The sequence below is a fragment of the Paraglaciecola sp. 20A4 genome, from assembly GCF_011378905.1.
Classification (GTDB): Bacteria; Pseudomonadota; Gammaproteobacteria; order Enterobacterales; family Alteromonadaceae; genus Paraglaciecola.
Genome location: NZ_WTPY01000001.1, coordinates 180,262 through 203,487, shown reverse-complemented (window position 1 = coordinate 203,487; position 23,226 = coordinate 180,262). Strand labels below are relative to the sequence as shown.

Below are 23,226 nucleotides of genomic sequence, written 5' to 3'. Positions count from 1 at the left end.
TTTTATCCTAGTAACATTCGAAGGCTAACAATAACTAAAAAGCCGGCAAAAATTTTCTTTAAAAGTTGGGTATTCAAAGAGCGACTGAGCTTCGCACCAACACCGGCTGTGAAGACTGACGTACAAACGATACCTAAAGTAGCAGGCAAATAAATAAAGCCGACTGCCCATTGAGGTAAATGTTCGTTATCCCAGCCGGCGACAATAAAGCTGGCGGAGCCAAATAGCGCAATCACTAAACCACTAAATGCAGCACAACCGATTGCTATACGTATATCCACCCGGCACCATAACAACGCGGGCACCATGATAGCACCTCCACCTATTCCCATCACCGATGATATACAACCAGTAATCACGCCAATAAGCAGCAATATCTCCTTAGAGACATCACGTTTAGCGCTCTTGTTCCCCAGCAATATCATTTGTGCCGCAATCACTAACACCAAAATCGCAAATAAAGTCTTTAACGATTCAGCAGGGATCATAGTGGCAAACTGCGGACCAATGATGGCACCAACCGATATGCCTAATCCGGTCCAAAGTAAATAAAACTGCCTTAAGTTACCCAGTTTATAATGCGCTCGAGATGAGGAAATGGCTGTCAGAACAATGGTTGAAAGCGAAGTAGCAATGGCCATAGGCATGGCTACCTTAAGGGGTAAGTGCACGTGTTCTGTTAATAGATAGAGTAAAGATGGCACAATAATTAAGCCGCCACCGATACCTAGCAAACCTGCGAATAGGCCCACAACGGCTCCGAGGCCCAAACACACTAACAATATAAATAATGCAGGATCCATTTTATATCACCCCCGCTAACTACCTGCGCGGATAAGAGCGCCCAGACCAATCGATTCAAGATATTGATTAACACGCTCGCGCACGTTTTTCGGATCACTCATTGCTAATACTTCTTCTAGCAGGATTTTGGCATCGTCAAGTCTGGCACTTCGCGCGACCCACTTGATTTTCATCACACTATGGCTATTCATACTCAGTTTTCGATAGCCCATGGCCATCAGTAAAATAGTGCCGCCAGGTTCACCTGCTAACTCACCGCATAAGGTGATAGGCACGGCTAATTTATTTGCCTGTTGAGCAATATCGTATAATGCCGCAAGAACAGCTGGATGATAACTATCATATAACTCTGAAACCCGGGCGTTATTCCGATCGACCGCCAGCAAATATTGGGTTAAATCGTTACTGCCCACGGAGAAAAAGTCGACTATCTTCGCCAACTGCGGCATTTGATATATTACTGCTGGAACTTCCAACATCACCCCAATTTTGGGTTGATATAACGACCCGCCATTTTCTTTTGTTTCTTCTTTAACTTCAAAAAATGCTTGGCTAATTAAGCGTTTTGCTTCTAGTACTTCACTAACAGAAGTAATCATAGGGAGCATAATTTGCAGATTTTTCAAGCCTATGCTGGCTCGTAACATGGCGCGGATCTGTACCAAGAACACTTCAGGATGATCAAGTGTCAGCCTAATACCTCGCCAGCCTAAGAACGGATTCTCCTCAGACATAGGAAAGTACGGTAGTGGTTTATCTCCGCCTACGTCCAAGGTCCGCATAGTGAAGGGTTTATCAGGCTCAGCGATAAGCATAGCTCGGTATAGCTCGACCTGTTCCTTCTCTGTTGGGAAACGTTGGCGCATCATAAACGGAATTTCGGTGCGGAATAAGCCAACGCCATCTGCATATTTTGAATAGGTATTTTCAATTTCAGCCGACAGTCCAGCATTAACCATTAAGCTCAACTGACAGTTATCTTTGGTTAGTGCAGGCAAGTCATCCTGAGCAAGAATTTTATCACTTAGTAATTGTTCTTCATGAATAAGCTGCTGAAACTCACGCTCAATTGTCTGATTTGGCGAAACAATAATTGCGCCGGTATACCCATCGAGCAAAATATCCTTGTCATTCAACAGTGACGGTGGCACACCTGTAACCCCCATAACCGCTGGCACGCCCAAGGCTCGAGCCATAATAGCTGCGTGAGAATTACTCGAACCTCGAATAGAAATCAAGCCACACAAGCGACCTTTTGGAAATTCAGCCAACATGGTCGCTGTTAACTCTTCGGCCACCAAGATACATTTTTCAGGTAACTCTTCACGGGGTAAACGGGTTGTATCCAAATTAAGTAAATTGGCCAATATACGATTGGATAAATCTTCCACATCGACAGCTCGTTCACGCATATAAGCATCGCTCATCGCCTGAAACTGAGCAATATAGGTTTCAATGACTAATTTGAGTGAGGTGGGTGCATCCCAACCCAAGGCAATTTTTTGCTCTACTTCTCGCCCGAGACTGTTAGCATCGAGTAAATGCTGATAAAGCGTGAAAATGGCTTGCACGTCATCTGGCACCTCCCCCTGAATGCGCTGAGATAAAAGCTCAACTTGCTCGCGGGTTTGCTTAACAGCAGCACGATAATGTTGTACCTGAATATCGTGGTCGTTGCTACGCTTTGGAACGTGGTTACGCAAGTTGACCAATAAGTTTTGTACGACCCCCACACCCGCCGCTAACCCTGATGAACCTGGCACACCTTTTAACGTTTTAATCTCATTCTGTTCTGAGTTTTCGTCGCTTAAGCTAAATCGACCACGGGCTTCCGCATTGACTATTTCTACAGCTAACTGCATAGCAAGTGTGACTAAAAAAGCTTCTTCATCTTGGCTAAAAAGGCGTTTGCGTTGCTGTTGTAACGTTAGCACACCTAACACTTTTCGCTGATGGATAATCGGGGCACCTAAAAAAGCGTGGTATCGGTCTTCCTGTACTTCGGGGTAATGTTTAAATCGTGGGTGAGTTTGGGCATTACTAATATTTATTGGCTCTTCACGTTGACCAATCAAACCTATCAAGCCTTCAGAAAAACCTATTGAAACCTTACCTATCGCACTTTTAGCCAACCCTTCAGTTGCGCGCAAAGTAAAGCACTGCTTTTCGTAATTCGCTAGGTAAATACTGACTGAGTCGACTTTAATTGCCTCTTTAAGACTCTTTGCCACACCGCTAAGCGCATCATCTAGGACGGGATTTTGATTCACCTCTTTAACGATGCGTTTTAGCTTGGTTAACATATTAACCCTTTAGTTTTTGCGTCTACGTTTACTTCTTTGGCTCTGGGCCGGCTTGGCGCTTAAAGACATGGTGGTAGGCGCGAATTCTTTCATTGCACGACGATACACTTCACGCTTAAACGACACCACATTACGTACCGGATACCAAAAACTTACCCAGCGCCAATCATCAAACTCAGGATGGCCAGATTGTAGCAAATCAACATCTTGCTCTTTGCACGTCAGTTGTAACAAAAACCATTTTTGCTTTTGTCCGATACAAACAGGTGCGCTACCTTGGCGAATCAAGCGCTTAGGCAATTTGTATCTCAACCAATTTTTGGTTACCGCTAAAATTTTAACTTGCTCTGGCTTTAGTCCAACTTCCTCGTAAAGTTCGCGATACATGGTTTGTTCAGCAGTTTCACCTTCATCGATTCCGCCTTGCGGAAACTGCCAAGAATGTTGACCATAGCGCCTTGCCCAAAAGACTTGACCTAGGCTATTGCAAATCACTATGCCAACGTTGGCGCGGAATCCTTCGGCATCAATCACTTAGACTCCCGAGAATTCAATTCTTTTATTGATTGGCATTCTTCCATAAACTACTGACTATGCATAGAATAATCACAATAATTTACGGGCTATTGGCCCTAAGCTATATCGCAACAACACTGGGTACGCCCTATTCGTGGAGCTTTATACACAAAGCTCTGCCCATATTACTACTGGCCTTGGTTGTATGGCGACACAGTCGCTTAGCGCGAAAGTGGCTGTTATTAGGCGGTATATTAACCAGCGCCAGTGGCGATATGTTGCTTGCCTTGCCCATTCAAAATAGTTTTGTTTTAGGTTTAGCCTCGTTTGCATTGGCGCATATTTTATACGCTCTGTTTTTTCTACAATGGCTAAATTTGAAACGTATCACCCCGTTATTTATCTGCTTGTTTGGTGGGTATCTGTTTGCAATGATGTTTTTATTGGTCCCAGCAGTCGGTAACCTTCGGGTGCCCGTTATCGCTTATTTTGTTGTTATCAGCGCAATGGTCTTCACCGCAATGGGCGCGCAAACCCCAACAGCTTCAGTACGCCTTGGTGCACTGCTGTTTGTTGCATCAGATAGCTTATTAGCCGTTAACGCCTTTATTATTCCCTTACCTATGCAGTCTGTATTCGTCATGGGGACTTATTACGCCGCCCAGTTTTTTATTGCTTTGGGCTGCATACAACTGGCAAAAGATCATGAAATTACCTAGCGTACCTCCCTGTAGCATCGACGAGTTACTGCAACGGGCCGAGCAATTAGCAGGCTTAACATTGGGCGAGCTAGGCCAAATTGCCAATATTCGTGTTCCGAAGGACTTCAAACGCGAAAAAGGTTGGAGCGGTCAATTACTCGAGCTAGCCCTTGGCGCCCAGGCGGGTTCCAAAGCTCAGCAAGACTTTGCCAATATTGGCGTAGAACTGAAAACTATTCCTATTGATTTAACCGGCAAACCGTTGGAAACCACCTACGTGTGTTATGCCCATTTAACCGATGTGGCGGGAATTCATTGGGCCACCAGCAGTGTACGCAATAAATTAAACAAAGTGTTATGGGTACCAATTGATGGAAGGCGCGATATATCGCCAAGTGAGCGCTGTATCGCCACGCCGTTTCTGTGGTCTTTGCAAGCAGAGCAAGAGGCAGCTTTGCGTCAGGACTGGGAGGAGATAATGGACATGATAGCCATGGGAGATATCGAGAATATTACCGCTAGGCACGGTGAATATTTGCAACTGCGTCCTAAAGCAGCCAATGGCAGTGCATTAACAGACGCCATCGGTCGCAATGGCCAAATAGTGCAAACTAGACCAAGAGGATTTTATTTACGCAAAGAATTTACCAGCAAAATTTTAGCTGACTACTTTGGCGAATAAATTCGGCTCACCACAAAGCCCCTATTTGCTCACCTTAAATAATTTAGGACCATAAAAAAAGGCGCCTTCTAGCGCCTTAGTAAACTGACTAATATTAGTAAACTACTGTGGTGTACGCAGTACCATTAATCTAATTTCTGTCATATCTTCCATGGCATATGTGATCCCTTCACGGCCTAGGCCCGATTCTTTCACACCACCGTAGGGCATATTATCAACACGCCAACTTGGCACATCGCCAATCACCACTCCACCCACATCTAATTCGTCCCACGCTTTATGAGCTTTATAAATGTCACGGGTGAATACACCTGCTTGCAAACCGAATTGGCTGTTATTCACTTCTTTCAATGCTTCATCAAAGTCACTGAATGAGCTGATAATAGACACGGGCCCAAACGCTTCCTCAGCATTTACGGTCGCATCGTTAGCCACCCCTTCTAACAAGGTTGCTTGCAACATAGCACCATCGCGTTTGCCGCCAGCCAATAAAGTCGCACCGCCTTTCACGGCTTCTTGGATCCAAGTGTCTAAGCGCTCTGCTTCCGATTCAGAAATCATCGGACCGATAAACGTGTTTTCATCAAGGGGGTCACCATGGACTAAATTGGCCACTTTTTCTGTATAACGTTGTTTGAATTCGCTATACAGTTTTTCGTGAACCAAGATACGCTGCACACTAATGCAGCTTTGCCCGGACTGATAATAAGCACCAAAGATGATGCGCTCGATGGCATCGTCTAAATCAGTGTCCTCATCCACCACGCACGCTGCGTTGCCACCTAACTCTAGGATCACTGGCTTCTTACCCGCTTTGGCTTTTAATTCCCAGCCAACTTGGGGTGAACCAGTAAAACTCAGTAATTTAAAACGCTCGTCAGTAGTAAATAAATCTGCACCATCACGACTACAAGGTAAAATTGAGAATGCACCTTCTGGCAAGTCTGTTTCTGCTAACACTTCGCCAATAATTATTGCGCCTAATGGGGTGCGGCTTGCGGGCTTCATAACAAAAGCACAACCCACAGCTAGAGCAGGTGCAATTTTGTGGGCCGCTAAATTGAGTGGGAAATTAAATGGAGAAATAAATGAACATGGTCCAATGGGCACTCGCTTGTACTGGCCTTGATACCCTTTAGCACGAGGGGTTATTTCCAGATTAAGCACTTCGCCTTTCATGCGCACAGACTCTTCCGCTGCAATTCTAAAGGTGTCGATTAAACGTGTTACTTCGCCTCGAGCATCTTTGATGGGCTTACCCGCTTCAATACACAGTGCGTGAGCTAATTCATCAAAGCGTTCTTCAAAGCGTTTTACACAGTGATTAAGAATGGCTTGTCGTTCATAAGGAGCCATTTTATTAAGCAATGGCTGGGCTTTCTCAGCGGCCGCAATGGCTTTATCAATAACGGCGGCGTCAGCCAATGCCGCATAAGTCGCCACTTCACCCGTATACTTATTGGTGATCTTCAAATCGCGATTCGCGTAAACGGCTTTACTCGCCAAATAATAGGGATATTCTTTTGCTAACATGCTGTTTTCCTTATAGTTGCTGACTACGTTCGCGGATAGTTTCGTTTAACGTCTTGTCATTTAGGCTATAGTCGACCGGCACATCAATAACATGTACACCGGGCTCTGCCAAACAGGCTTTTACAAGAGGCAAAATCTCATCAGCTGCTTCAACTCTCCAACCTTTGGCACCATAGCTCTCTGCGTACTTTACAAAATCAGGGTTGCCATAATCTAAACCATAATTCGCAAATTTCATGTTGGCTTGTTTCCACTTGATCATGCCATACGCATCATCTCTTAAGATGACGACGACTATATGCAATTTCAACCGCACGGCCGTTTCTAACTCTTGGCTGTTCATCATAAATCCGCCATCACCACATACCGTCAGCACAGGCTTGTCAGGATGAACCATTTTGGCTGCCAAGGCAGAAGGTAAACCAGCGCCCATCGTTGCCAACGCGTTATCTAGCAACAAGGTATTTGTCAACGCTGCAGGATAATTACGTGCAAACCAAATTTTATACACGCCGTTATCTAGTGTGACGATGCCATCTTTAGGCATCGCTTCACGTATATCGCGCACAAAACGTTCGGGTAACACAGGAAAACGATCGTCATTTTCACTTTCCGCTTTATGATCTAAAAATGCTTGGTGTGCTTTTTTGAAGAAACTAAATTCCCATGCACTTTGCTGCTGAATTTGCTCTTTAATCTGCCAAATACTGTTAGCAATATCACCTACCACTTCAAGTTGTGGAAAATACACGGGATCGACCGCTGCGGTTTCAAAGTTAATATGAATGACTTCTCGACCACCGTGCTGCATAAAAAATGGCGGTTTCTCAACAACATCATGGCCAACATTGATAATTAAGTCAGAGCTATCGATAATTCGATGCACGAAATCACCAGATGAAAGCGCGGTATTACCCATAAATAACGCATGAGATTCGTCAAGTACGCCTTTACCCATTTGGGTCGTCACGTACGGAATACCCGTTTTTTCAACAAATTCTTTTAGCATTTTTGAAGTGAGCTTACGATTCGCCGCCGCTCCGATAAGCAACAATGGTGAACGGGCACCTTCAATCATCTCAATGGCTTTATTAATCGCTTTATATTCTGCGATAGGACGTCTTGAAATACTCGGCTTGAGCAGCTGAGCTTGGGTATTTTCTGCAGCGATATCTTCAGGCAATTCAATATGGGTCGCACCTGGACGTTCTTCATGTGCAAGGCGAAATGCTTCACGGACCACCGAAGGGATGCGGTCACCGCTAACAACTTGCGTAGTGTATTTAGTGATTGAACGCATCATATCGACTACATCAATTACCTGAAACCGGCCCTGCTTGCTAGTCTTCACTGGCTTTTGACCAGTGATCATTAGCATTGGCATGGCGCCTAACTGAGCGTATGCACCTGGTGTAACAAGGTTAGTCGCGCCAGGACCGAGTGTTGATAAACACACGCCTACTTTACCTGTCAATCGTCCATATGTTGCAGCCATAAAGCCAGCACCTTGCTCATGGCGGGTTAATATCAATTTAATGTCTGAGTCTCGTAAAGATTCCAACAAGTCCAGGTTTTCTTCACCAGGGATCCCAAAAATGTATTCAACACCTTCTGCCTCGAGGGCTTTAACAAATAAATCTGACGCTTTCATTTAATCTCCACTTTCTTTTAAGCGCACTAAGCACGCCGGTTTATCGTTAAGCGCACTAAGCACGCAGGTTTTGTTATTAAGCGCATTCAGCGCGCCGGTTTTCACCGGTGTTCTTGTTCCGTATCTAAGGTTTACTGTGCCAACCGACGAGCATTTGATCAGCTAAGCTTTTGCTATGTTGCCTAGCATGCCATTTAACAAAAAAGATTAAAGTATGAAAAACCGATTACTTAAATCGATTAATTCTTAATACACCAAGTCAGCACGTTTTCTGTTACCTCTGGCTGCAATCCTAGCGTATTCTGGCGAAGCAACTTAATAAGAGCTGTGCGCAAACTACTTTTATCCTCTTGGCGCAGCACTGACCATGGGTCATCATTTTTATCTATAGCAATAGGGAATTTCAGGTCCAAGCATAAGACCTTGAAAAACGCTAACTTATTGCGTGCGCTTGCTAACCCATCATCTACACTGCTGAGTTTTTCATCTATGAAGCAACGCAAAGACCTATCACACACAGTAGGCGCTTTTGATTCATCTAGTAACAACGCGCCAAAAGCCAGTTGTAACTGTATATTTTGCTTATTACTGAGCAAGTTATTCATCTTAGTCAGTAAAGTAGCAGTTGACGCTAAGGTTGCCAGTTTTGCCTTAAGTTCGAATGCGTGGGGAGCGGCGACAAGGAACTCGCTGTTTTCGTTGCTTAACGCCTGCGCACTAAGACATAGTTCGACTCCCGCATGTTGCTCTAGCAACGACGTTAAATGATGAGTTAATGTTATAAATTGTTGTTTCTTTGCTGGGTTAAATTGCTCTTCAAATAGACTTAACGTTTCTTGAACCAGCAACATACCCGCTTTAATCGTACGCCAGTCATTAATGCTTTGGCTTTGATAAAACGCATCTTCACCACCTTGCCAAACATTAAGCGACTGCTCGAGTGCTGCAATAGCACCTTGAGCAGTCGACATATCTGTTTTTATGTTGAATTTCGCCGGGGGTTGGTAGCCTTGCGGTGCCGCGTTATCTGCTAAGCGATAACCTCTGGCAGCCTTTGACTGCATACCAAAGCGTAAAGGGGTAATGCAAACAAGTTGCTGGGCAATCTCAAAGAGCATCGCTGGATCGCCCTTTTTCAGTTCCAGTTCTACCTCACATATCTCGACGCTGCGGCCATTAGCACTAATACTCCCCTGATCGAATACCAACTCAACTTGAGTAGCATCTGAAAGTGTAATAACAAAGGTGTGACGCAAAAAATCAGTGGAAAACATGAGATACAAATCGTTTTCTAGGGTAGTTAAATCTATCGACTTAGGCCAAATTTGCGGGTCAAACAAATCTAATTTCAAGTCTGGGCTCGGCAGCGGAACATTATATTCTGGACGCTGGTGCATACCTGCCACGACTATTCCTTTGGTTTTTACCGTTTGTTCAAATTCACCATTGCAACCTCTGATACGCAAGCCTATGTCATGTTTACGCAATGTACGCTGAGTTGTTTCGAAGTAATCATTGCGCAGTTGCTTCCCAGCGGAATCAGTGTAATTTAGTCGACTTTGCGCTAGCCAAGATAAAATATCTTGATATGCACTTGGGGTTGCAAGCAACTTTAATTCAATTTCTATGTCCATAGTGATTGTCATTTAATTTTTAAAAAAGTACCTTACCTTTCCCTTTTGTGCAGTACAACGCAAAGGTCAAGGTGTAAGACTAATCCGGTTCACCTATTGCCTTTCCAATAGCTAGGCCATAAGATCGAGCCAGACATTCAGAGACTATATATTTATTATGCTAAAGCGATTTTTGATCAGTGTTACCTGCGCCTTATTTTTGTTGCCTACTATTCAAGCAAGTGCTCAACAATCACAGGGTGAAACGCAATATATTTCAGATGATTTATTTACTTTTATACATTCTGGACCAGGTAGAAATTACCGTATTTTGGGCTCTATCATCGCAGGATCTGAAGTAACAGTTCTGCGCACCGACAGTGAAAGCAATTATGTTGAAATTGTCGATGACAAAGACCGTACTGGTTGGGTTGATGGGGAGTTTGTTAGTAAACAAAAAAGTTTACGCGAATTGGTGCCAGGGCTTCAGCAGCAGTTGGCTGATGCGACCCAAAGTACCTCCGCTCAACAAAATGAAAATGATAGTTTACGCCAGCAATTTTCTGAGCTTCAATCCCAGAACAATAGACTAACGAAGCAATTGAAAACCCTTGAAGAGCAAAATGCCGATTTTAGTCAGAAGCTGGATGCCGCCGATCAAACTGCAAAAATGCAGTGGTTCACACGAGGTGGTATTGTCGCGCTCATCAGTTTGATACTAGGTGTAATTGTGGCTTACTTGCCTAAAAAACGCCGTAAAAGCGATACTTGGATGTAAATTTTTAGGATATTCCTCATTGGTGTATAAAGCCGCCCCAAGGCGGCTTTATACTTTTATTCCACGGAAGTCACCATGCCATCTTTAGATATACTGTTATCGTTTTCCATCGCTGCGCTCTTACTTAGCTTATCCCCTGGGCCGTCAAATTTGTACATCATGGCCCGCAGTATTAATCAGGGCCATCAAGCAGGCATCGCTGCAGCAGGTGGTATGGCAGTAGGATCTTTTGTTTACGTTTTAGCGACCGCATTTGGTTTAGCCGCGATTTTTATTTATTCGCCACTGGCATTTATATTGCTGAAACTCGCAGGTGCGGCATACTTACTTTACCTTGGGTGGTTATACCTATTTAGTCGTAAACACCAAGATGAAGACAAACCTAAAATAACAGTGATGTCAACCCCGCGCATTTTCGCGCAAAGTATATTAGTTGAACTGACCAATCCAAAAACAGCACTGTTTTTCATTGCATTTTTGCCTCAATTCATCAAAGAGGATTCGGGATCCGTTATTGGGCAGTTTGCTGTGTTGGGGCTTATGTATGCGCTTATCGCGTTTATTTGCGACGTATCGGTGGCCATGCTTGCTGGAAAATTAGGCAAATGGCTGAGTCGTCACCCCGCCTTTGAAATGTGGCAAAACCGTCTCAGCGGTGGGTTATTATTGACACTCGGAAGTTACATTGCAATTGACGAACTGGTTAGTCGTAGCTAACGTTATTTGATTTAAATTACAATTAATATAAGGACTTACCCATGCAACTATTGGCCAAGCTGCTTAAAGCTTTGAACTCGGACGACAGTCCTTGGCAACTCGCTTTTGGCGTAATGTTAGGGATGATTATGGGTTTAACCCCTTTTATCGGCCTACACAGTGTACTCATTCTGTTTATCGTACTTTTTTTACGGGTTAACCTCAGTACCTTCCTGCTCGCTTACGCACTGTTTTCTGGTTTTACGCTGCTGTTAAACCCTATGATGGCCGATATAGGCGAATCCCTACTGACATCAACAGACTTAACGGGATTATGGACCAGTTTATATAATTCAACATTCGGTCAACTTACTCAGTTTTATCATACCCTTACGCTGGGAAGTTTACTGTTCAGTCTAATTTTGGCACCCTTTATACTGGTGATCAGTAAAATTTTAGTCGTTCAATATCGCGTACGATTCATGCAATGGATAAACAAGTTAAAGATTGTTCAGTTCCTTAAAGGCAGTCGTATTTATCAAATCTACCAGACGCTAGGAGAGTAAACATGCAGAAACTTATTCGTTGGCCTGGGCTTATTGCATTTTTCGTTATTACTGGGCTTATTGCCGCTATCGCTATCCTATTTTTAGATTTTTGGATTAAATTAGCCGCAGAGAAAAGCTTAGAATCAACCACCGGTGCAGAGGTCAATATTGCCCAAGTGACTCATACATTTTCTCCTTTTGGTATCACCTTAAGCGACATTCAATTAACAGACCCAGCAATGCCAACGCAGAACCAAGTTCAAGCACAAGAAATTACTGCGCAAATTGAGTTAGCACCTTTGTTATTGCGAAAGATAATCATTGATGATCTTACAGTTAGTGGGGTGCAATTTGCTCAGCTTAGAGAATCTGAAGGCGCGGTATACCGCACAGCCACTACCGCCATAAAAGAAGAATTACAGGAAGCATTTGATCCAAAAAACCTACCCAGTGTGGATGAAATACTGGCTAAATCACCGTTAAAAACCACTAAAGCGATTGAGCAAACTCAATCCGCCTACCAAAAACACAGTGAGATACTCAAAAGCAAATACGCCGAACTGCCCAGCAAAGACGCCCTAGAAAATTATAAGAAACGCGTAGCAGCTATTACGAATACAGATTATAAAAATCCGCTGGAACTCGCTAAGGCTAAAGAAGAGTTTGACACCCTGCGCGAAGAAATTAGTCGCGATAAAGCCAAACTTACCGAATTTAAAGATGCGGCAAACGCAGCTAAAAGCGAGATGGCACCGACGTTAGCTAAACTAAAGTCAGCGCCAGGAGAAGATTACGCTCAACTGCAAGGGTTAATTGCCGGTGATGAAGGAGCAATCAAAGACGTGACGACCATGATTTTTGGAGAAAAAGCAGGAGAATTTAGTCAATACGTACTCGGAGCATATGACTTAGCTGCTCCTATGCTGAATAAAAGCAAAGAAGAACTCGTCGAAGAGCAAGCTTATAATGGTCGTTGGATAGCGTTTGATGACACAGCTGCACTGCCAGATTTTTTAGTACGTAATGCCGATATATCGGTCAAATGGCAGAGTGAAAGCATATTGAGCGTATGGCATGACATTACTAATCAGCACGACAAAATCGGGCGTCCCACCACGTTTAAAGTAGACTCAAGTGCTAGTGCGTTGTGGCAATCTCTTAAATTAAACGGCGATTTTTGGCTAAACGATACGGGGGTAAAGGCAAATCAAGACTGGAATTTACGTGGTTTAGCGCTGTCTGATGTTTCGTTGTTAGAGCAAGAAAAGCTGTCATCAAAATTACTCAAGGGATTACTTTCAAGCTCAGGCAAAGCCAGCATCAATAAGAACGTTGTTTCGGGCACAGGTAATGCCGCCCTTAGCCAATTACAGTTAACAGCAACCGGTAGTAACAATCTGACCAGTGTAATTGCTGAAACGCTTTCAGGCCTGTCCAATCTAACCATCAACTCGGATATTGGCGGTACATTGGGCGATATAAATTTAAGCTTTAGCTCTGATTTAGATAAACAATTAGCCACGGCTATGTTGTCCAATTTGACTGGCGACCAGAACAGTAAGCTTGCTGAGCTTAAGCAGAAACTCAATGCTAAAATTGAAGGCCCACTAGGCGCCACCGACTCAGAGATGAGCCAATGGTTAGACTGGGAAAAGCTTGCTGACGGCGACCTAAGCAGTATGCAAAGCATGCTTGATAGCAAATTGAACAGCGTGGTAGAAAACAAGAAAAACGAGTTAACCGACAAGCTTAAAGATAAGCTAAAAGGTAAGTTTTTTAATTAGTATTTTAGTTTTGGTTATTTCAACATTTTAAAGCTTTACACCAAGAACCTAACTCGCTAAAAAATCTTAAGGCCAGTTTTTTAACTGGCCTTTTTGTACTGTTCGCTTATTGACTGCTTCGCTTGCAAGCAGTGTTTCACTAGCCGCGGTAAGAAAACCTCGGCATAATACCTGCCAAAGAATTGATTACCCTCAACCAACACAAGGAGCCGACAAAAATGAAAGCAGTACCCATACTCCTTTTCGCTTTGTTGGCAGCACTACAATATCGCTTATGGCTTGGCAAAAATAGCATCCCAGAATACGTTACTATGGAGCAGTCTGTGACTGACCAAGCCGAGCAAAATGCTGAATTATTACAACGTAATAACTTACTCAAAGCTGATATTAAAGATCTCAAAGTTGGTCTTGAGGCTGTAGAAGAAAGAGCGCGAAACGAGCTTGGCCTGATAAAACAAGGTGAAACCTTCTACCGAATTTTACCTAGCGAAGATTAAGAAATGCCATTTCTCCCCCAATACACCGTAGTTGTGCCCGCGGCAGGCATTGGTCAACGTATGAAGGCCGACAGACCCAAGCAGTATTTAACTATCGCTGGGAAAACAATTTTAGAGCACACCTTAGAGAATTTGTACGCCCATCCACAGATTAAACATCTCGTGGTCGCGTTAAACCCGCAAGATAGCTATTTTTCAAGTTTAACCATCGCCAGTCAACCTTGGATAACACAAGTCGATGGCGGAGATGAGCGAGCCGAATCAGTCCTTGCCGGACTAAGCACTATTGAAAATGAAGAATGGGTACTGGTCCACGATGCTGCACGTCCGTGTTTAGCTCACGATGACTTAACAAAACTATTAGCGGTTGCGCAATATTCAAAACACGGCGCGATACTCGCTTGTCGCGTCCGCGATACCATGAAACGGGGTAACGCTTCGCAGAGTATATTACACACTGAGAACCGAGATAATTTATGGCACGCTCTGACACCGCAATTTTTCCCCTTGATCACACTGCGTGATGCGCTGCGTAACGCGGCGCAACAGGGTGTGCAGATTACTGATGAGGCGTCTGCTATAGAATGGGCGCAAGGCACAGTAAAGTTAATTGAAGGGCGCGCGAGTAACATTAAAGTAACTCAACCAGAGGATTTACAATTGGCTGAATTTTACCTACAACACAAGGCAAGTTTATGAGTATGCGCATAGGTCACGGTTACGACGTACATAAATTTGGTGACAGCGGTCCTATCACTATTTGCGGAGTTAAAATTGACTACGAGCAAGGCCTGCTTGCGCACTCTGATGGCGACGTTGCTCTGCATTCCCTATGCGACGCATTGTTAGGCGCGCTTGCACTTGGTGATATAGGCAAACATTTCCCCGACACGGACGCACAATTTAAGGGTGCTGATAGTAGAGCATTGTTACTTCATGTAATGAAATTAGTCAAAGACCAAGGTTATCAAATTGGCAATATTGATTTAACCATAGTGGCTCAGGCCCCTAAAATGTCACCTCATATCCTAGCGATGCGCGAAAACATCGCCCATGACGTTAGTGCTCAGTTAAATCAAGTCAATGTAAAAGCAACCACAACTGAAAAGTTAGGTTTTGCAGGTCGTAAAGAGGGCATTGCCTGTTACGCGGTTGTGCTTTTAAGTACAAACGATACGGTATAACTGAAATGCAAATTGATCATTGGCGATATCTACACACCACTCCAGAAACTAGCGGCATATTTAAACAACAGCCCAAAGACTTTATAGTGCAAGAAATTCTTGGCTATGAGCCGATAGGCGAAGGCGAACATATTTATTTATGGGTACGTAAAGAAGCGCTAAATACCGCATATTTAGCCGAACAAATTGCTAAGTTCGCTCAATTACCGCTACGAGCAGTGACTTACGCTGGACGAAAAGACAAACACTCCGTGAGTGAGCAATGGTTTGGGGTACACAAGCCCGGCAAAGCAGAGTATGACTGGTCTGCCTTGAACGTACCTGGCGCCACAGTGCTTAAAGCAATAAGGCACAATAAAAAGCTCCGCACCGGTGCATTAAAAGGCAATAAATTCACTATTTTACTACGTGATATCACCAAGCCTGATGGCATGTCTGAACGGATTGAACAGATAGGTCAAACCGGTGTGCCTAATTATTATGGTCCACAACGCTTCGGTGACAGCCGTTACGATCCCAAAGGTAGTAATCTAGTCCTAGCGGAAAAAATGATTAACGGCGAAGCAATACGTAATCGCAATAAACGTTCAATGGCTATCTCTGCTTTGCGATCTTGGCTATTCAACGAAGTGTTAAGTGAACGCATTAAAGCGGGCTACTTCGAAACACCTCTTGAAGGTGATGTCATGTCTTTAGCCGGTAACCACAGTTACTTCGTTAGCGAGACCATCGACGCTGACGTTAAACGTCGCTTAGCTGAGCAAGATATCTATATATCTGCACCACTTTGGGGTAAAGGAGAGCTTTCCTCTACAGCAGCGGCTTTAGTTTTCGAAAAAAATGTTGCCGTTAAACACCCAAAAGTGACAGAAACACTGGTGTCCTTGGGCTTAGAGCAAGAAAGGCGCCCTATTGTCTTATACCCCCATAATCTTACATGGGCATTGGAAGAAAACAATTTACGTATTGCCTTTGATTTGCCTGCCGGTACATTTGCCACTTCGGTGTTGCGTGAAATAGTGAACGTATCCACAACTGAACTGGCACCTACAGAATGAGAATTCTACTGAGCAACGATGATGGCGTATTCGCCCGAGGCTTAGCAGAATTATATCGCGAATTAAGCACAGAGCATGAGATAACCGTCATCGCTCCAGATCGCAACTGTAGTGGCGCTAGTAATGCGTTATCATTATTACAACCCTTACGTATAGAACAGATGGAAAGTGGCTTCTACGCAGTGAATGGCACCCCTTCCGATTGCGTACACGTGGGAGTTAACAGTTTTCTGGAGCAAGACCCTGAACTCGTTATATCCGGTATTAACCATGGCGCTAACTTAGGAGACGATGTTATTTATTCTGGTACCGTAGCTGCCGCAACTGAAGGTAGGTATATGGGATTACCGGCCATTGCTGTGTCGCTATGTGCACACACCAGTGATAACTTTGCCTGTGCAGCTAAACTGGTCAGCCGTATCGTAGACCATTTGCAAGCGCACCCGCTGCCGACTGATCAGATTTTAAACGTTAATATTCCTGATTTACCTTATACCCAGATTAAGGGTATAAAAGTCACACGCCAAGGTAGACGGCACCGCGCTAAGACGATGATCAAAGATGTAGACCCTAGAGGTAAGCAAATTTACTGGTATGGTACGGTAGGCGACGAACAAGATGCAGGTCCAGGAACTGATTTTCACGCCATTAGCGAAGGCTATTGTTCAGTGACGCCTTTGTCTGTGGATATGACAGCTCATCAATCTCTTGAAGATGTGCGACAATGGATAACAAAAATATAATAATTAGCAACGGCATAAGTATTTTATTGCTATGCACGCACCATTTGACCTTAATCACACACGTTGGATAAACAGTTACATGAGAGTTTCTTCACGCAAAGGGGAAAGCCTAGCCCATCTGTTAAAACAAGAAGGCATACATAATGCCTCTGTTCTCAATGCAGTAGCCTGCACCCCTAGAGAATTATTCCTGCCTGATGCTTTACGTCATAAAGCCTATCAGAATACTGCATTGCCAATTGGTCAGGGTCAGACGATTTCACAACCGTATATAGTCGCAAAAATGACTGAGTTACTGCTGGCATCCAGTAATACTCCCAAGGCAGTGCTTGAAATAGGCACCGGCTCAGGATACCAAACCGCTATATTGGCTCAGCTCTTCAATAAAGTTTTTAGTGTTGAGCGAATAAAAAGCCTGCAGTTTCAAGCGAAACGCAGAATGAACCAATTGGATTTGCATAATGTCTCTATGAAGCACGGTGATGGTTGGCAAGGATGGGCAAGTAAAGGTCCTTTCGATGCGATTATCGTTACCGCAGCAGCGAGTCAAGTACCCAGTAAATTAGTAGAACAACTCAACGATGGCGGACGCTTAATTATCCCCGTTGGTGAACAAAGCCAGCAATTACATTGCATCACTCGTGAGGGTGAGGGCTTTAGTGAAAAAATAATTGAAGCGGTGCGTTTCGTACCTCTTGTCGCTGGAGATATCATTTGAATGCCCTGCTCCAGTCTGGCGACATAGCTCAAGCCAATCCGTCTTGGGTATTTTTAACACCTCATTTATTGGCTGAAGAATAATGCAACTGAAACGAACATGGCGCGACTACTTAGCGTTAGCATCAAAGGGCATAGTAATGGGTGCTGCAGATGCTGTCCCTGGTGTATCAGGCGGTACTATTGCATTTATTACAGGTATTTATGAAGAGTTAATTTATTCGTTAAAACAATGCGGCCCCGAAGCATTGAAGGTTTTATTTCGACAAGGCTTAGGCGCCATGTGGCAACATATTAATGGCTCATTTCTGATTACCTTATTGTTTGGTATTTTACTGAGTATCTTGACCGTTTCCAGGATCGTACTATTCTGGCTCGACACCTACCCCGTGATGTTATGGTCATTTTTCTTTGGTTTAATATTGGCTGCAATATGGTCGCTTATACGCCATATTGAACAGTGGAAATTAAATACAGTCGTTTTCTTTTTATTGGGTACCCTGTCTGCTTATTTAATTACCATGATTACACCAAGCGCCATTGAACCAACCAACCTATTTATATTTTTGTCCGGCATGTTAGCCATTTGCGCCATGATACTACCCGGTATATCAGGGAGCTTTATTCTCTTGTTACTGGGGATGTATACGCCCATTTTGACTGCGGTGAAAAATTTAGAATTAGCAACGTTGGGGCTTTTTGCTGCGGGTTGTGTCGCAGGACTATTGAGTTTCTCCCGGGTTTTGAACTGGATGTTTAGCGCTCATCGCACTCTTACATTGGCGTTACTGGGTGGTTTTATGCTCGGTTCACTTAATAAAGTTTGGCCCTGGAAATATACACTTGAATCAACGGTTAATAGTCATGGTAAGACGATCCCTCTCGTGCAAGAGAATATCTTGCCTGGCACGTTTGAAGTATTAACCAGTGAGCCATCTTACTTATGGTACGCCATTGCATTAACTATTTTTGGTGCTGGTAGTGTGTTGTTACTGGAAAAAATAGGTTCAACATCCAGGGAGTGAGCTTGTTAACCTTATCAGTGACGTTACTATTCGTTATTTTTTGCCATAATCAAGGCGAAATTCACCAATGAAAAACGCCTACTTACTATTGGTACTTTTACTTTGTGTGCAGATAGCGGCTTGTTCCGGTCGCAAGTCTCCGGCACCAGTTGCCGAGCTGTATCAAGGGAAAACATTTCGTGATGTTAAAAAATCTTCCTATAATTCTCATATTTATATTGTTGAAAAGGGAGACACGCTCTTCACTATATCGTGGAAAAGCGGACAAGATTATCGCGATATTGCTAAATTCAACAATATACGACCTCCGTATAATATCTTCCCTGGACAGCGTTTAACGCTCAAAAAACCACCAGTGTCAATCAGCAAAAAGTCTAATAATCGCACTGGTCAGAGTTCGAAATCAAAAACAAATCAAGTAGTTGACCCCCCTAAAAAGCAGGCGTATGGTGATTCTAACGCTACTGTTACGAAAGGGGTTATTGCCTCTTCCAGCAGTGAGTTTCCGAATAAAATTACGGCTTGGCTGTGGCCAACTAAAAATAGCGTTGCAAGCGGTTTTTCTAACACCGAACATGGCAACAAAGGCATAGATTTTAACGGAAGCTTAGGGTCACCTATTTTGGCGGCCGCTGCTGGCAAAGTTGTTTACACAGGGGATGCCCTGCGTGGATATGGAAAGCTAATTATAGTGAAGCATTCGGACTCATTTTTGAGCGCTTATGCACACAACGATAGCATTTTGGTGAAAGAGCAACAGTGGGTTAGGGCAGGACAAAAAATTGCGACTATGGGAAATAGTGGTTCCGATTCAGTCAAACTTCATTTTGAAGTGCGCTACAAGGGACAATCTGTAGATCCGCTACGCTATCTGCCTAAACGATAATAACAATAAATAAATATAAAATTTCAGGAGAGGTTTAGGAATAAGTTATAGCTAAGGAGTCACCCCATGCGTCAGCAAAAAAGCAATACCATTGAATTAGATGTAGTTGATGATATAGAAGAAGCTGTTGAAAAAGAATTAGTCAAAGCAGAGAAAGAATCTGAAGACAAATTTAAAGATATTGTCTCGAATAAAGAAGCTCCCAGTAAAAATCTCGATGCCACCCAATTATATTTAGGCGAAATTGGCTTTTCTCCGCTACTTACAGCGGACGAAGAGAAATATTTTTCACGCCGAGCCCTAAAAGGCGATGAAGCCTCCAGACAACGAATGATCGTCAGTAACTTGCGCTTAGTAGTCAAAATCGCGAGGCGTTATAACAACCGTGGTTTAGCCCTGCTTGATTTAGTTGAAGAAGGCAATTTAGGTCTTATTAGAGCGGTTGAAAAATTTGACCCTGAACGTGGCTTTCGCTTCTCAACCTACGCCACTTGGTGGATCCGTCAGACCATTGAACGGGCTATCATGAATCAGACACGCACCATACGTTTACCAATACACGTGGTAAAAGAACTTAACGTATATTTACGTACTTCCAGAGAACTGGCCCAGAAGCTAGACCATGAACCCACAGCGGAAGAAATTGCAGAAGCTGTGCAGAAGCCCGTAGCAGATGTGAATAAAATGCTGCGTTTAAATGAACGTATCACCTCAGTCGATACCCCTATTGGTAGCGAGAACGATAATGTATTACTCGATATTATCGCCGACGATAAAGGTCACGATCCTGAAGAGGATCTGCAAGATAAAAATATAAAGTTAAGTATAGTCGGTTGGCTAGAAGACTTAAATCCGAAACAACGTGAAGTATTAGCGAGACGCTTTGGCTTATTAGGATACGAACCTTCGACATTGGAAGATGTAGGCGTAGAGATTGGTTTGACACGAGAGCGCGTCAGACAGATACAAGTAGAGTCACTGCGCAGATTAAAAGATATGCTAGGTCATAAAGGTTTGAATTTAGAGTCTCTATTTAATCAACTTGCCTAACTAAAATACTTCGCAAAAAAATGCCGCTCAATAATAGAAGCGGCATTTTTGTTTTAGTTTTTACTTTTTAAAGTATAAAGCTGTTATTAACAGTCAGTGTCTTCAGAGCCCATTTTAGATTTAGCATCTTCACAAGCATCTTCTAATGCATTACCTGCATCAGTTTTCATCTCGCTTGCTTTATCTTTTGCATCTTCGTAAGCGTCTTTTGATGCGTCTTTAGCGTCTTCATAGGCGTCTACGCTTTTTTCTTTAGCATCTTCATAAGCATCAGCGGTAGATTCTTTAGCATCTTCGTACATGTCTTTGCTTTTTTCGCTAGCAGATTCCATTTTATCTTTACTGGTTTGCATAGCTGAATCAACTTTCTCACCCGTTGTTGCTTCTTTGTTCTCGCTACATGCGGCAAGAGATAATGATGCAACAAAGATCACCATGGCTGTTTTAGTAAATGTATTTTTCATTTTAGTTCCTTGTGTTTACGCTGCTCGAATATTCAAGCGATTGAGTATTGCTTTTATTAAGGCATTAACCATAAATAAAATTAACCCGAAGTAACAAACTACTTTGCCAAGACCATGCACTACCCCTTCAAGCATAGCCACATTTCGCAATGTTAAAAGTGCGGTCAAAGCACACACTATGATGACGAAGAAATACATGATTGTCTCCTGTAATTTTTAACGAATATTTTATCCAAATAGACCATCAAAACCCCATTTGGAAAATTATTTAGTTTGATAATAACCTTTGATTAAGTTAATGCGATTATCATGCCAAAGTATAACCATTTGAAATTAATGATATTTAACTAAAAACATAATGCCAACTGTATGTAAATGTGGGACATTGGCAACACTGAGTTACAACATTAAGCGTGGTTATTTCTTGTTCTTGCCTATTCACTTTGTCAGGATACATATCTAATCATTCTATTTTCGAAAACAACTACGAGTGAAGTTCCGTATGCCGTCGTCTCCCTACTCTCCTGCATCGCCTGATGGCGGCGCCTATCGCCTAGTATTCCCGAAAGTCTGTAAAACCCGCGATGTCATCACTTGGCTCAGAGAAGGCAAACAACAATTTAAACGCGCTCCTGCACCATGGGTAACGTGCATGCTTATTTGGTTTGCGTTTTCGTTATTGATGTCATTTATTCCCGTTGTCGGACAAATTTTAAGTGGTTTAGTAAACTATGTTTTTATCGCGGGATTGATGTTGGGCTGTTACGAAGCACATCAGGGAGGGGCATTCACTAGTCAGTACATGTTTGCAGGCTTTAAACACAATGTAGCGAAGTTAGTCGGGTTAGGCGTTGTCAGTATGGTCGTTTCAGGTGGTATAATGTGGCTAGCACTGGGCGATATGTACCCAGCGATGCTTAGTGGCAACCTAGAGACTATACCCGCTGATATAGATATAAAGGGTCTATTAGTATCTATCTTGATAGCTAGCCTGTTACTTATTCCGTTGATGATGGGCTTATGGTTTGCACCGGTTCTAATTATTAGACATGATTTGTCTATCTTTGCCGCGCTGAGATTAAGCTTTGTGGGCTGTTTTATAAACACATTACCTTTCTTTTGGTATGGCCTAATTTTAATCCCTATGTTGTTATTTGGAATGTTTACGCTGGGATTGGGGCTACTGATTGTGCTACCGGTAATTATGATCAGCATATATGCATCTTATGTGCAGATATTTTTAGAACCGGTTGTTGTCACCACGCCAGTTGAACCAGTTGAATAAGCTTGGCTGCTATTAATTTAAAGGCTTCGTGAGATCTAAACATAATAAACCCAGTAATTTAAATGAACAATTACTGGGTGAAACGTTAATAAACCATGTTTTAATGATGACACTAGCATCGTGGAAGACGTCGATAAAGGATCTAGATCCGCTCGTTTAATACAGTAGCAATAGGTGATGACATAAGCTGACGCTCTGATACCCAAGCGCGTAAGGTCTTGCCATCTTTCTCAGGTGTATTGAGTAAGCTTTTTGGCATTTTCTTTATCATTAACTCCCCCGTTTCGAGTGCATTATTCAAAAATGCGATACGAATTAGACTTTCACCGTCACAGCTAATACCCGTGTAGTAATCCTGTAATTTCAAGCGATAGTCACTCTCAACCTTTTTCATTTTTTTGCGCAATTCGCCTTTATCATCCGCTTTAACTATCGTACAAATATTTTGCAAATCTTCATTTACGTCAGCACGTGCTGCTAGCGAAAATACGCAGCAAGAAATAACAATAACAGCGGCGGTTTTAGCAATGGTTAACATGGTGGATCCTTGAACAAGTATGAGTCGGTCTCTAATGTCGCGGATTAGACAGTAATACCACGGCCTAATAAACAACCAACAAAATACCTAGGTGTAGTTTTTTATACCTTTAAGGGCAATACCTGAGCGCGGTAAATCAGCTTACCTAGTAATAAATTAAGAATTGATAG

At 43.1% G+C, this 23,226-nt stretch carries 25 protein-coding genes; 16 read left to right on the top strand and 9 right to left on the bottom strand.

The window, feature by feature from the left end; genetic code table 11:
* Window positions 1-2 precede the first annotated feature (2 nt).
* From GQS54_RS00810 to rppH, 3 genes are read right to left on the bottom strand one after another with little or no spacing between them, the layout of a single operon-like run.
* Window positions 3-803, bottom strand: a complete 801-nt coding sequence (locus GQS54_RS00810; protein ID WP_166422111.1) for a sulfite exporter TauE/SafE family protein — start codon at window positions 801-803, stop codon at window positions 3-5.
* Between the two features lie 15 nt (window positions 804-818).
* The gene (gene ptsP, locus GQS54_RS00805) at window positions 819-3,107 is read right to left on the bottom strand and encodes a phosphoenolpyruvate--protein phosphotransferase (protein WP_166422110.1); all 2,289 of its coding nucleotides are present in this window, start codon (window positions 3,105-3,107) and stop codon (window positions 819-821) included.
* Between the two features lie 9 nt (window positions 3,108-3,116).
* Window positions 3,117-3,641: an RNA pyrophosphohydrolase gene (gene rppH / locus GQS54_RS00800; RefSeq protein ID WP_166422109.1), complete on the bottom strand. Its 525-nt coding sequence runs from the start codon at window positions 3,639-3,641 to the stop codon at window positions 3,117-3,119.
* A 59-nt stretch (window positions 3,642-3,700) separates the two neighbouring features.
* Between rppH and GQS54_RS00795 the strand changes: the two genes are divergently transcribed.
* Complete coding sequence (locus tag GQS54_RS00795) at window positions 3,701-4,342, top strand: lysoplasmalogenase (protein WP_166422108.1); 642 nt, start codon at window positions 3,701-3,703, stop codon at window positions 4,340-4,342.
* A complete protein-coding gene (gene mutH / locus GQS54_RS00790) occupies window positions 4,329-5,006 on the top strand; it encodes a DNA mismatch repair endonuclease MutH (protein WP_166422107.1) in 678 nt (225 codons plus the stop codon). The genes GQS54_RS00795 and mutH overlap by 14 nt, the downstream gene beginning before the upstream one ends.
* Before the next feature lie 102 nt (window positions 5,007-5,108).
* Here the strand turns inward: mutH and GQS54_RS00785 are convergent, their stop codons facing one another.
* The 3 genes from GQS54_RS00785 to GQS54_RS00775 form a co-directional block, all read right to left on the bottom strand.
* A complete protein-coding gene (locus tag GQS54_RS00785) occupies window positions 5,109-6,539 on the bottom strand; it encodes an aldehyde dehydrogenase family protein (protein ID WP_166422106.1) in 1,431 nt (476 codons plus the stop codon).
* A 10-nt stretch (window positions 6,540-6,549) separates the two neighbouring features.
* A complete protein-coding gene (locus tag GQS54_RS00780) occupies window positions 6,550-8,190 on the bottom strand; it encodes an acetolactate synthase large subunit (protein WP_166422105.1) in 1,641 nt (546 codons plus the stop codon).
* Window positions 8,191-8,429: 239 nt separating this feature from the next.
* Window positions 8,430-9,824, bottom strand: coding sequence for a CYTH domain-containing protein (locus tag GQS54_RS00775; protein ID WP_166422104.1), 1,395 nt, complete (start codon window positions 9,822-9,824; stop codon window positions 8,430-8,432).
* Window positions 9,825-9,981: 157 nt separating this feature from the next.
* On the opposite strand from GQS54_RS00775, the gene GQS54_RS00770 reads away from it, so the two are divergent.
* From GQS54_RS00770 to rpoS, 13 genes are all read left to right on the top strand, one after another.
* Entirely contained in the window at window positions 9,982-10,581 is a 600-nt protein-coding gene (locus GQS54_RS00770; protein WP_158768533.1) for a TIGR04211 family SH3 domain-containing protein, read from the top strand.
* A 75-nt stretch (window positions 10,582-10,656) separates the two neighbouring features.
* Entirely contained in the window at window positions 10,657-11,298 is a 642-nt protein-coding gene (locus tag GQS54_RS00765; protein WP_166422103.1) for a LysE family translocator, read from the top strand.
* Between the two features lie 41 nt (window positions 11,299-11,339).
* Window positions 11,340-11,843, top strand: a complete 504-nt coding sequence (locus GQS54_RS00760) for a DUF2062 domain-containing protein (protein ID WP_166422102.1) — start codon at window positions 11,340-11,342, stop codon at window positions 11,841-11,843.
* 2 nt (window positions 11,844-11,845) lie between these two features.
* Complete coding sequence (locus GQS54_RS00755) at window positions 11,846-13,609, top strand: TIGR03545 family protein (RefSeq protein ID WP_166422101.1); 1,764 nt, start codon at window positions 11,846-11,848, stop codon at window positions 13,607-13,609.
* A 218-nt stretch (window positions 13,610-13,827) separates the two neighbouring features.
* On the top strand, window positions 13,828-14,106 hold the full coding sequence (gene ftsB, locus GQS54_RS00750) for a cell division protein FtsB (RefSeq protein WP_166422100.1): 279 nt from the start codon (window positions 13,828-13,830) through the stop codon (window positions 14,104-14,106).
* A gap of 3 nt (window positions 14,107-14,109) precedes the next feature.
* Entirely contained in the window at window positions 14,110-14,805 is a 696-nt protein-coding gene (ispD, locus tag GQS54_RS00745; protein ID WP_166422099.1) for a 2-C-methyl-D-erythritol 4-phosphate cytidylyltransferase, read from the top strand.
* A complete protein-coding gene (gene ispF / locus GQS54_RS00740) occupies window positions 14,802-15,290 on the top strand; it encodes a 2-C-methyl-D-erythritol 2,4-cyclodiphosphate synthase (protein WP_166422098.1) in 489 nt (162 codons plus the stop codon). Before ispD ends, ispF begins: the two co-directional genes overlap by 4 nt.
* 5 nt (window positions 15,291-15,295) lie before the next feature.
* Window positions 15,296-16,348: a tRNA pseudouridine(13) synthase TruD gene (locus GQS54_RS00735; protein ID WP_166422097.1), complete on the top strand. Its 1,053-nt coding sequence runs from the start codon at window positions 15,296-15,298 to the stop codon at window positions 16,346-16,348.
* Entirely contained in the window at window positions 16,345-17,091 is a 747-nt protein-coding gene (gene surE / locus GQS54_RS00730) for a 5'/3'-nucleotidase SurE (RefSeq protein WP_166422096.1), read from the top strand. The genes GQS54_RS00735 and surE overlap by 4 nt, the downstream gene beginning before the upstream one ends.
* Before the next feature lie 79 nt (window positions 17,092-17,170).
* Window positions 17,171-17,809, top strand: a complete 639-nt coding sequence (locus tag GQS54_RS00725; RefSeq protein ID WP_166422095.1) for a protein-L-isoaspartate(D-aspartate) O-methyltransferase — start codon at window positions 17,171-17,173, stop codon at window positions 17,807-17,809.
* A gap of 82 nt (window positions 17,810-17,891) precedes the next feature.
* Window positions 17,892-18,833 (top strand): DUF368 domain-containing protein, encoded by a 942-nt coding sequence (locus GQS54_RS00720; protein ID WP_346766540.1) that lies wholly within the window; start codon window positions 17,892-17,894, stop codon window positions 18,831-18,833.
* Between the two features lie 67 nt (window positions 18,834-18,900).
* Window positions 18,901-19,719 carry a peptidoglycan DD-metalloendopeptidase family protein gene (locus GQS54_RS00715; protein ID WP_166422094.1) on the top strand — a complete coding sequence of 273 codons (819 nt, stop codon included), beginning with the start codon at window positions 18,901-18,903 and terminating at the stop codon, window positions 19,717-19,719.
* Between the two features lie 66 nt (window positions 19,720-19,785).
* Window positions 19,786-20,769 carry an RNA polymerase sigma factor RpoS gene (gene rpoS, locus GQS54_RS00710; protein ID WP_166422093.1) on the top strand — a complete coding sequence of 328 codons (984 nt, stop codon included), beginning with the start codon at window positions 19,786-19,788 and terminating at the stop codon, window positions 20,767-20,769.
* An 86-nt stretch (window positions 20,770-20,855) separates the two neighbouring features.
* On the opposite strand, the gene GQS54_RS00705 is transcribed toward rpoS, so the two are convergent.
* Both GQS54_RS00705 and GQS54_RS00700 read right to left on the bottom strand, forming a co-directional pair.
* On the bottom strand, window positions 20,856-21,233 hold the full coding sequence (locus tag GQS54_RS00705) for a hypothetical protein (protein ID WP_166422092.1): 378 nt from the start codon (window positions 21,231-21,233) through the stop codon (window positions 20,856-20,858).
* A gap of 15 nt (window positions 21,234-21,248) precedes the next feature.
* Window positions 21,249-21,431, bottom strand: coding sequence for a phosphohydrolase (locus GQS54_RS00700; protein WP_166422091.1), 183 nt, complete (start codon window positions 21,429-21,431; stop codon window positions 21,249-21,251).
* Window positions 21,432-21,735: 304 nt separating this feature from the next.
* Here GQS54_RS00700 and GQS54_RS00695 point away from each other — a divergent pair, with 304 nt between their 5' ends.
* Window positions 21,736-22,518, top strand: a complete 783-nt coding sequence (locus GQS54_RS00695; protein ID WP_166422090.1) for a BPSS1780 family membrane protein — start codon at window positions 21,736-21,738, stop codon at window positions 22,516-22,518.
* Between the two features lie 142 nt (window positions 22,519-22,660).
* Here GQS54_RS00695 and GQS54_RS00690 read toward each other — a convergent pair whose 3' ends face one another.
* Window positions 22,661-23,056 carry a DUF3718 domain-containing protein gene (locus tag GQS54_RS00690; protein WP_166422089.1) on the bottom strand — a complete coding sequence of 132 codons (396 nt, stop codon included), beginning with the start codon at window positions 23,054-23,056 and terminating at the stop codon, window positions 22,661-22,663.
* Window positions 23,057-23,226: the final 170 nt, after the last annotated feature.